Source organism: Candidatus Tremblayella phenacoccinincola (assembly GCF_002682985.1).
In the GTDB taxonomy this organism is placed as follows: domain Bacteria; phylum Pseudomonadota; class Gammaproteobacteria; order Burkholderiales; family Burkholderiaceae; genus Tremblaya; species Tremblaya phenacola_C.
In genome coordinates this window covers 1-9221 of record NZ_MKGN01000010.1, presented here as the reverse complement: position 1 = coordinate 9221, position 9221 = coordinate 1, and the positions used below count along the sequence as shown (strand labels likewise).

The window sequence follows — 9221 nt, the reverse complement described above, 5'->3', positions numbered from 1 at the left end:
CTGACCTAAGAATAGACACATTTCGTTCTTCAGGGGCTGGAGGACAGCATGTTAATAAAACAGAGTCAGCTGTTAGGATAACACACTTACCAACTGGCATAGTAGTCGAGTGCCAAGATGAAAGGTCTCAACATAGAAATAAATCCAAAGCTTTGGTAATATTAAATGCTAGGTTAACTAACTTCGAATTAAAACGTAAACATAAAGAAGAGTCTTTAGTTAAGAAAACCCTATTAGGCACAGGCTACAGGTCTGACCGAATAAGAACATATAGCTATCAACAATGTCGTATAACAGACCATAGAATAGAGTTCACTATATATAAGCTAAATGAGGTTCTAAATGGAGACTTAGACTTACTTATACATCCAATCTTAAATAGATATTATTATGATGAATGCTTATAGAAGCTCTAACGAATACATATTCCTAAATGAACTTATATTAAGAACCAATATAGAACAACCAATAGATATATGGGACTTAACTCTAAAGATATCCAAAGCTGCTTTTATGCCAAGACTTGATACTGTTTGTTTAATAGAACAAGCATTAATATTATTACCTAATAATAAACTAAATGTACTTGACTTAGGAACTGGAAGTGGTACTATTGTTTTAAGGTTAGTATATGAAAGAACTAGCTGGATATCTATCGGAACAGACCTTTCTTTAACTGCTTTAACAATAGCCAACTATAATGCATATAGCTTAGGGCTAAAAGAATTAAAAGCTGTTAACTATATATATAGTAGCTGGTTTAGGTCTTTATATTTAAAAAGATATGGACTAATTATTAGCAACCCACCTTATATTAGTATAAAGGATCTCCATTTAAATAAAGGAAGCCTACCTATTGAGCCAACCATTTCTTTAGCTTCTTCTAATAATGGTTTACAAAGCCTATTTAACATATGTCTAAGCTCTGTATTCTTTTTAACCTACGGAGGTTGGCTATTACTAGAACATGGATATAACCAAGGATCTATAGTTAGAGCTTTTATATTAAGCTTATCTTTTAAAGGTGTTCATTCAATAAAAGACTATAGTAATGAACGTATTACAATAGGTAGGCTGCTATAACTACAAGCTATCATATATTTTCTAGAGAGAGTCTATATTGAATTATCTAACCCTAACTATAGCATTACAAAGGTCTGGAAGATTAAGTAATAAGTCAACCTATTTAGTTAGCTACTATAAAACTAAACAAGCCTATAACATTAGAAAGCTTATATTAAGTTCTAACCATAAAGCAGTTAGGATTATGTTTGTTCGAGATGACGATATACCTAACTTAATATTAACTAAAACAGTAGACTTAGGTATTATTGGTAAAAACGTATTTGAAGAGCAATCTTTTAGGTTTATTATATATAGAAAGCTAGTTAACTATTATATAATATATAGTCTTAAGTTCAGTAGTTGTCGCTTATCATTAGCTTTTCCTTTAGGTGAACCATGGACTGGTATTAGCTGTTTAGATGGGAAAAAGGTTGCTACTTCTTACCCATATATACTTAAACACTACTTAAAAAGATATAGCATAAGCTACATATTATATTATATTACTGGTTCAGTAGAAGTAGCATATAGTTCTGGGTTATCTGATATAATATTCGATGTAGTATCTACAGGTTCTACTTTATTTGTTAATGGCCTATATGAAGCAAAGATAGTTTATTACTCACATGCTTACTTAATTCAATGTCTTCCAAAGATATCTAATAACAAGCTGCTCTTAGTTAATAGGTTTAAAAACAGCATATATAATATAAAAAGACCTAAAGCATATATATTTATTAGTAGTTGGTTTATATATAGAAAGCTAGTTAAGATTATACAGAGATATATAAAAGCTAATGTCTACAATATAGCATCATTAAATAATAAGTCTATATGGGTTCTTTTTCAACTATATAGATAACTACATATATATTAAATAAGGAGAACCTTGAAAGTAAGCTATTTATTCATTAGTCTATATATAACCGAAAAGCCATTAAATAACAAAGCTATAGGATTGGTGCTAGTATTAAAAGACCATAAGGTTAAGTTAGTTATATTAGTTAGCAAGGCTACTTTTAAGTTAACAGCTGGTTTTAAGGGGTGTGTATTAAATACACATATAACTATACTAAATATGCTAACCTATTTAGGTGTGGCCTTTAGGTTAGCTTCTATTGGTTCTTCTGACTTAAAAGCATATTATACACATATTGAGAAGCCTTCTAGGTCTCTATCTATAGGTTCATCTACAGGTAAAAGATATTATATAGCTAACAACAAATACTTCATAAACATAGCACATAGGTTAGGTATTAAACCAATACATATTAAGCTACTAAACCTAACTAAACCATATATAGCTAGCCTTAATAAACTAATAGCTAACTACTATCTAAACATATATAGAATAACTAATGAGACAGCTATATTAGTTACTATTTGGTTAACTGATGATTCTATGTCTAACTATATTGCTGTTGAAACTGAAATAGAAGAAACAACCCCCCAAACATATTCCTATAATAGCCTATGTGCAAAGAGTTAACTAGCTTGTTTATTACAGGCATAAATGGTAGGATGGGACGGCAGTTGGTATTATCTTCATATATAGATAAGCTAGCTTCCATAAGAATGTCTATAGCTAACAATAATCTTAAGCACTTTAATATAAACCTATATAAGCTTTTTAATATAAAGTCATTAGCTGTTATTGTTTCTAATAACCTATTAGCTTCTAGAATAAAGGATATTGTTTTAATAGACTTTACTAACCCGGAAGCCTCTATGGTTTATTTAAACATATGCTGTCTAAATAAGTTAAATATAGTAATTGGAACTACTGGGTTTAATATACATCAGCTTTCTATAATATATATGCTTTCAAACTATATAGCTATTTCTTATTCTGCTAACTTTAGTATAGGCATAGCTTTAATGTTAAAACTATTAAGAATAGCTGTCCTTTATTTAAGAGAAAACATAGATATTCAAGTTATCGAAGTGCACCATAAAAAGAAAAGAGATGTTCCATCTGGCACTGCGTTAATGATTAGAAACTATATTGATGACCTATATATAAAACCTATTAGCTTTTCTTCAATACGTATTGGTAATATTATAGGTGAGCATAAAGTCTCTTTTGCTGATCTTAATGAGTGTTTATCTATATCTCACAAAGTATATGATCGTATGGTATTTGCCAAAGGTGCTATTAAGTCTTCAGGTTGGTTGTTAAATAAAACTAAAGGCTTGTTTAATATGCTAAACGTATTAGGCTTATGATGTTATTGTTATATGCTATGGATATATATTGATAAAGGCTCTTCTGTTCTTAATGACATTATTTCACAACCATCTTTAGTTACTAGTATTGTATGTTCATATTGAGCAGATAAGCTATGGTCTTTAGTTTTTACAGACCATCCATCTTCTTCAACGAGTACATATCTTTCACCTGCGTTTACCATCGGTTCTATGGTAAATACCATACCTTCTTTAAGTATTAGTCCATTATCGGGGGTATTGTAGTGTGGTATATGTGGATCTTCATGGAGCTTTCTACCTATTCCATGACCACAAAAGTCCTTTACGACTGAGTAGCCTTTATGCTCTACATATGATTGTATTGTTTTACCTATAGTTCTTAAACGAATACCAGGCTTTATAGATCTAATAGCTAAATAAAGACATTCTTGAGTTACTATACATAGCTCTTTATATATATAGATAGCTTCGCCTACATAGAACATCTTCGAAGAATCACCATAATAGCCTTCCTTGAGAACAGCTACGTCTATATTAGCAATATCTCCTTCTTTAATTATATGGTTGTATTTTGGAATACCATGGCAAACCACTTCGTTTATTGAGACACATATAGACTTAGGAAACCCATAATAACCTAAACTCGCTGGAATTGCTTTTTGGATGGTTGTTATGTACATGAAACAAAAAGCATCTAATTCTCCAGTAGTTATGGATGGCTTAATATAAGAAGTAACCATTTCTAACACATCTGCAGCTAAGCTGCTAGCTAACCGTATTTTAGTAACTTCTTTTTGAGCTTTAGAGTATGATAGCATAGGTAGTTTATTAGTATATTAGATGGATATGCTCTTTAAGGGTAGTCATAATGCTAGAGAACCTAAGAACACATATGTGAACAGTATATACAGACCTCTTCTTCCATACGCTGGTTGATCTGGGGAGGAAGAGCCTATCTTCTTAGTTTAAGTCTTTGGGTTATCTGGACGTAGCGAACCATGTGTATAGCTTTTAAATAGGACAGTAGCCTTTTACGTTTGTTTATTAGGTTTAGTAGGCCTCTGTAGCTGTGTTTATCCTTTTTATGGATGTTAAAATGAAGCTTTGATAATGCTTCTATCTTGGCTGTTAGAATGGCAATCTGTACTTCTGGAGAACCTGTATCAAAGCTAGCCCTACCAAATAATGAGACGATAGCTTGTTTATCCATACCTGTTAATGCTGTTAATTAAGCTTGAGGAGTAAGCAGTTGTGAAAGCTTGGATAATATCTTTAGTTTTGATAGAGTGTTCCGTTTGTTCTAGTCTGTTCTTTTTTATAACAAGATTGGTAATGTAGGTTTGTTCTTTTAGCAAGCAGCTGTATGTTTTGAGTTGTGCTTCAAGAGAATGAAAGCTGTTTATGCAGGCTGCTATTGAAGTTAAAGAGCTTTGATTGAATGACTCGTTTGATAGAGAACTGCCGTTAGGAAGGATGAATGTTGTTCTTGAGTAGGAACCATGATTAAAGCTGTAACAAAAGTAGAACTGAGCGAGACTGATTGGTTTGTTAGCTATGCTATGATCTGTGGATGTTAATGTTAGAGCATTTATATCAGAGTTGGTAATATTATGTATCGAAGCGAGATGTTTGAAGCTGTGGAATAAGTCTATAACCCTAGCTTTATTAAGACGGACGTTTAGTTCTTTTAGTTTATATTTGAAAGCACTTGAGCCTGAAAGCTTTCCTAGAACAATGTTATTCTTTTTCCAACCTATGTCCTTTGCATTCATTATTTCGTAGGTTTCTCTACATTTTAGAATACCATCTTGGTGAATCCCAGAAGCATGTGCAAAAGCGTTTTGACCTACTATAGGTTTTGTGGGGTGTATTGTTAATCCTGAGCACTTGGAAACTAAAGCAGATAGAGACAATAGTTGCTTGGTGTCTACTTGAGAACATATGTCAAAGAGGTGGTGTTTGGTGTTTAAAGCCATAACAACTTCTTCTAGAGGCGCATTACCTGACCGCTCACCGATGCCATTAACAGTACATTCTACTTGTCTAGCACCTCCTTGTTTTATGCCAGACAATGTGTTCGCAACAGCTAGACCTAGATCATTGTGGCAGTGCACTGAAAAGACTACCTTGTCTGAGTTAGGTATGTTTTCTTTTATTCTTTTGACTAGGGAACCAAAAGAACCAGGTGTTTCAAACCCTACTGTATCTGTTATGTTAATAGTGTTAGCTCCTTCGGTAATTACACATTCTAGCAGTGAAGATAAGAAGTCTATGTTTGATCTGGAACAGTCTTCCGGAGAAAACTCTACATCATCGGTGAACTTACGAGCGAACCTAACAGCCGCTTTAGCTGTTTCATAGACCTGTTCGGGAGATGTGCGTAGTTTGTTTCTTATGTGGATTTCGGATGTTGCGATAAAGGTGTGTATTCTTGATCTCGAAGCTGGCTTAAGGGCTTCTGATGCGAGCTCTATATCCGACCTGTTTGCCCTAGCTAAAGAACAGATAGTACAGTCCTTTACAACTGATGAGATGCTGTTAATTGACTTGAAGTCTGCAGCAGAACTAGCCGCAAACCCTGCTTCTATAATATTAACATTCATAAGTTCTAGCTTTCTCGCAATGGCTATCTTTTCGTTAGGGCTCATTAAAACTCCTGGTGCTTGTTCGCCATCTCTTAAGGTTGTATCTAGAATAATAAGGCTTTTCCCCATGGAATGACTAACTACCCCTTTGCCCAAGACATCTTAGCTCTTAAGACCCGACCAACCTTTTCTAATAGGTGTGCATTCAGGAGATTCCTTTTTGTTGTTAGTGTTGGAGAGTTGGTTAACTTCTCTAATATGAAGCTCTTAGCATAGTTACCAGTCTGTATTTCGTTTAGAACATCTTTCATTATGATCTTTGTGGATTCGTTAATAACTCTGGGTCCTACTGTATATTCACCGTATTCTGCATTATTGGAGATAGACCTATTTAAACCAGAAATACCTCCCTGGTATATTAAATCTACGATAAGCTTAACTTCGTGTATACATTCGAAATATGCGAGTTCTGGTTTGTATCCATGTTCAATAAGTGTTTCGAACCCTGCTTTTATTAATTCTGTTAGACCTCCACATAACACCACCTGTTCTCCAAATAGATCTGTTTCGGTCTCATCCTTAAATGAGGTTTCAATAATACCTGCGAACCCTCCTCCATTTGCGATAGCATAAGCTAATGCTACTTCCTTGGATTTGTTTGAGCAGTCTCTCCATACTGCAATTAAATGTGGAACTCCATGGCCTTTTAGATAGGTTTCTCTAACCATATGACCCGGAGCTTTTGGAGCAACCATTATTACATTTAGGTCACATCTAGGAATGATTTGGTTGTAATGCACATTAAACCCATGAGCAAAAGCTAATGTTGAGTTCTTCTTTATGTTATTATGTATTTCTGTTTCATATACCGTCCGCATATCTTCGTCTGGGATTAACATCATAACAAGCTCTGCGGTTCTAACTGCTTCTGGAATGCTTTTAACAACGAACCCGCTTTTAATAGCACTGGCCCAAGAGAGACCAGGTCTTAACCCAATAGTGACTTCAATACCACTGTCCCTTAGATTCAAAGCGTGAGCATGTCCTTGAGATCCGTATCCAACTATCGTTACTGACTTAGACTTAATGTTATCTAGGTTTCCGTCTGATGTATATAGTAACTTCATGCTCTCCCTTGGAATATATTAGTTAACATCAGTATGTCGTAGAAGCATATTAGTGATTCCTTTTCCTGATTGAACCATTGGCCAAACGCTTTCATGTTCACTTAAACTAATGTCTAGAACAACTGAACATCCTTTTTGGTTAACTGCCTCAATAAATGTAGGGACTAGTCTTTTTAAAGAACCCAACCTTAACCCGAAATGTCCATAGGATCTGGAGATGTTAGTGAAGTTAACACTAGTCTTCATGGTTGATTGAGAGAAACGCCCATTGTGTTCTATACGTTGCCATTGTTTAACCATGCCTAAGCTTTTGTTATTAAGTATTAAAACAGTGATTGGTGCGTTTAGTTGCTTTAAGGTTGAGAACTCTTGGAGATTCATCTGGATTGAACCATCACCGATAAAACAAACTACATCAGCTTTTGGGATAATTACCTTAGCTCCTAGAGCAAAAGACAATCCTGACCCCATAGCCCCTAATCCACCTGAGTTTAGCCATTTACCATGGTGAAGGTTGAAATGCTGTGCTACCCACATTTGATGTTGACCAACGTCAGAACATATGATGGCTTGCCTTCTTGTAGTCTTTTCAAGAACATAAAACATATCCTTTAGACTAACTAAGCTTCTATTAACGACAGAAGATTGATGCTTCCAGCTTTTGATTAGATGAAGCCAAGGTGAATAGATACGTTTGGTGGAACATCTAGTTAGTAAGCTTATAAGATTCCTGAATGTGTGTTTGATGGGTTCTAATATAACTACATTGAATTTAAAGCTGCGTTTAATGCTAAGGTCTACGTTTATATATGAGATGCTTCTCGGAATAGAGTTAAAATGGTTTATGTTTCCTATGGCCCTGTCATCAAACCTGGAACCAACAGCAATCAGTAAGTCACAATAGTGTATTGACAGGTTAGAGAAGTATTTACCATGCATTCCTAGCATTCCTAAGTTAAAGCGGGTTCGTTGTGTTCCGAAGTTCATTAAAGTGTTAGTAGATGGAGCGCCAATGCTGTTTAGGGTTTTCTTTAGTTCAGGCAAGGTTGAATAGTTGTTCAGGCCTCCGCCTATATATAATAGAGGCCTGTTAGAAGCTGATAGATGTGAACTCAATGGGATAATACTAGCTTTAGCATTCTGACATTGTTTGAGCTGTTGACTGCATTGAGATAGCGGTTCTCTTTTATAGAAGCAGTCATGGGTTTGAGGTGGTATTTCGTTTAAGCAAACAAAGAGTGTTTTAGATACGCTTTTGGGGAAGTCAGCTAATACAGGCGAGGTTTTGTTGTTATTAGAAACGTACATAGCTTCTTTTAAGACCTTATGTATATTCTGTATTCGACGTATAAGAAAGTTACGTTTAGTGCAGGTTCTAGTAATATTAACAGTATCACATTCTTGGAAGGCTTGTTTACCTATTGTTTTTAACGGAACTTGACCGCTCAGGATAAGAAGTGGATGTGAGTCTGAGAGTGAAGCTACTATTCCAGTGATAGCGTTAGTTATGCCAGGTCCTGAAGTAACTAAACATATGCCAGGCTTTTTACTAAGCTTAAAAGAGATGCTAGCAGCATATACAGCGGTTTGTTCATTCCTTACTAAAACATGGGTTAGCTTAGGTTGTTTGTATAGCTCGTCGTATACGTTTAATACCGATCCTCCTGGATATCCCCAGATTGGGTTTATGTTTGTCTTTGATAGGACTTCTACTAATACTGAAGCCCCGATGATAGAAAGCTGTTTACTCTTCTTGTCCATATAGAACCGTATGTTGAAAGCATCCAACCTAATATTAACTCTGTTCTAGGGGGGTGTGATATCTGAACATGCTAGAAGTATTGGAGGTATCGGATGGTTCTTGTGAATACATCTATAGCGTAGCGCCAACACCCAGTTAATCTTATGTTAGCTGTTATATATAGACTAAACTAACAGCTGTCTCAATAGATATACTTAATCATTGTAGTTACCTTTTTTATACGACTTAGTAGGAGTTCTTTATTAAATATGGTTATGACTTGAGATATGCCTGGTGATTCAGCTTTTCCTAATATACATATTCTTAATAGCATAGCTATATTACATACAGTTATATTTAGGCTTATAGATATCTTTTGTATTAGAACAGCTATTATAGATATGGTCCAACCTTTTGTTAATGCTAGCTCTTTATATATGGGTTCTATGGTAGCTAAAGAATCCATTGTTTCTAAGTAGTACATATATTCTGATA

11 protein-coding genes are annotated in these 9221 nt (G+C 34.7%); 5 read left to right on the top strand and 6 right to left on the bottom strand.

The window, feature by feature from the left end:
- The 5 genes from TPPER_RS00510 to TPPER_RS00490 all read left to right on the top strand — a co-directional run.
- A partial coding sequence (locus TPPER_RS00510; RefSeq protein ID WP_272896467.1) for a peptide chain release factor-like protein occupies positions 1-407 on the top strand: 407 nt, incomplete at its 5' end.
- Entirely contained in the window at positions 391-1083 is a 693-nt protein-coding gene (locus tag TPPER_RS00505; RefSeq protein ID WP_099336839.1) for a HemK family protein methyltransferase, read from the top strand. The genes TPPER_RS00510 and TPPER_RS00505, both read left to right, overlap by 17 nt.
- Positions 1084-1120: 37 nt before the next feature.
- On the top strand, positions 1121-1927 hold the full coding sequence (gene hisG, locus TPPER_RS00500) for an ATP phosphoribosyltransferase (RefSeq protein WP_186787044.1): 807 nt from the start codon (positions 1121-1123) through the stop codon (positions 1925-1927).
- A gap of 27 nt (positions 1928-1954) precedes the next feature.
- Positions 1955-2554 (top strand): hypothetical protein, encoded by a 600-nt coding sequence (locus TPPER_RS00495; protein WP_099336837.1) that lies wholly within the window; start codon positions 1955-1957, stop codon positions 2552-2554.
- Entirely contained in the window at positions 2539-3291 is a 753-nt protein-coding gene (locus TPPER_RS00490) for a 4-hydroxy-tetrahydrodipicolinate reductase (protein ID WP_099336836.1), read from the top strand. The genes TPPER_RS00495 and TPPER_RS00490 overlap by 16 nt, the downstream gene beginning before the upstream one ends.
- Before the next feature lie 8 nt (positions 3292-3299).
- On the opposite strand, the gene map is transcribed toward TPPER_RS00490, so the two are convergent.
- The 6 genes from map to TPPER_RS00460 all read right to left on the bottom strand — a co-directional run.
- Entirely contained in the window at positions 3300-4091 is a 792-nt protein-coding gene (gene map, locus TPPER_RS00485; protein WP_099336835.1) for a type I methionyl aminopeptidase, read from the bottom strand.
- Between the two features lie 134 nt (positions 4092-4225).
- Positions 4226-4483, bottom strand: coding sequence for a 30S ribosomal protein S15 (gene rpsO / locus TPPER_RS00480; RefSeq protein ID WP_099336834.1), 258 nt, complete (start codon positions 4481-4483; stop codon positions 4226-4228).
- Positions 4476-5987, bottom strand: coding sequence for a 2-isopropylmalate synthase (locus tag TPPER_RS00475; protein ID WP_099336840.1), 1512 nt, complete (start codon positions 5985-5987; stop codon positions 4476-4478). Before TPPER_RS00475 ends, rpsO begins: the two co-directional genes overlap by 8 nt.
- Before the next feature lie 11 nt (positions 5988-5998).
- On the bottom strand, positions 5999-6985 hold the full coding sequence (gene ilvC / locus TPPER_RS00470) for a ketol-acid reductoisomerase (RefSeq protein ID WP_099336833.1): 987 nt from the start codon (positions 6983-6985) through the stop codon (positions 5999-6001).
- 18 nt (positions 6986-7003) lie between these two features.
- The gene (locus tag TPPER_RS00465) at positions 7004-8746 is read right to left on the bottom strand and encodes a thiamine pyrophosphate-dependent enzyme (protein ID WP_099336832.1); all 1743 of its coding nucleotides are present in this window, start codon (positions 8744-8746) and stop codon (positions 7004-7006) included.
- A gap of 182 nt (positions 8747-8928) precedes the next feature.
- A partial coding sequence (locus TPPER_RS00460) for a hypothetical protein (protein ID WP_420885371.1) occupies positions 8929-9221 on the bottom strand: 293 nt, incomplete at its 5' end.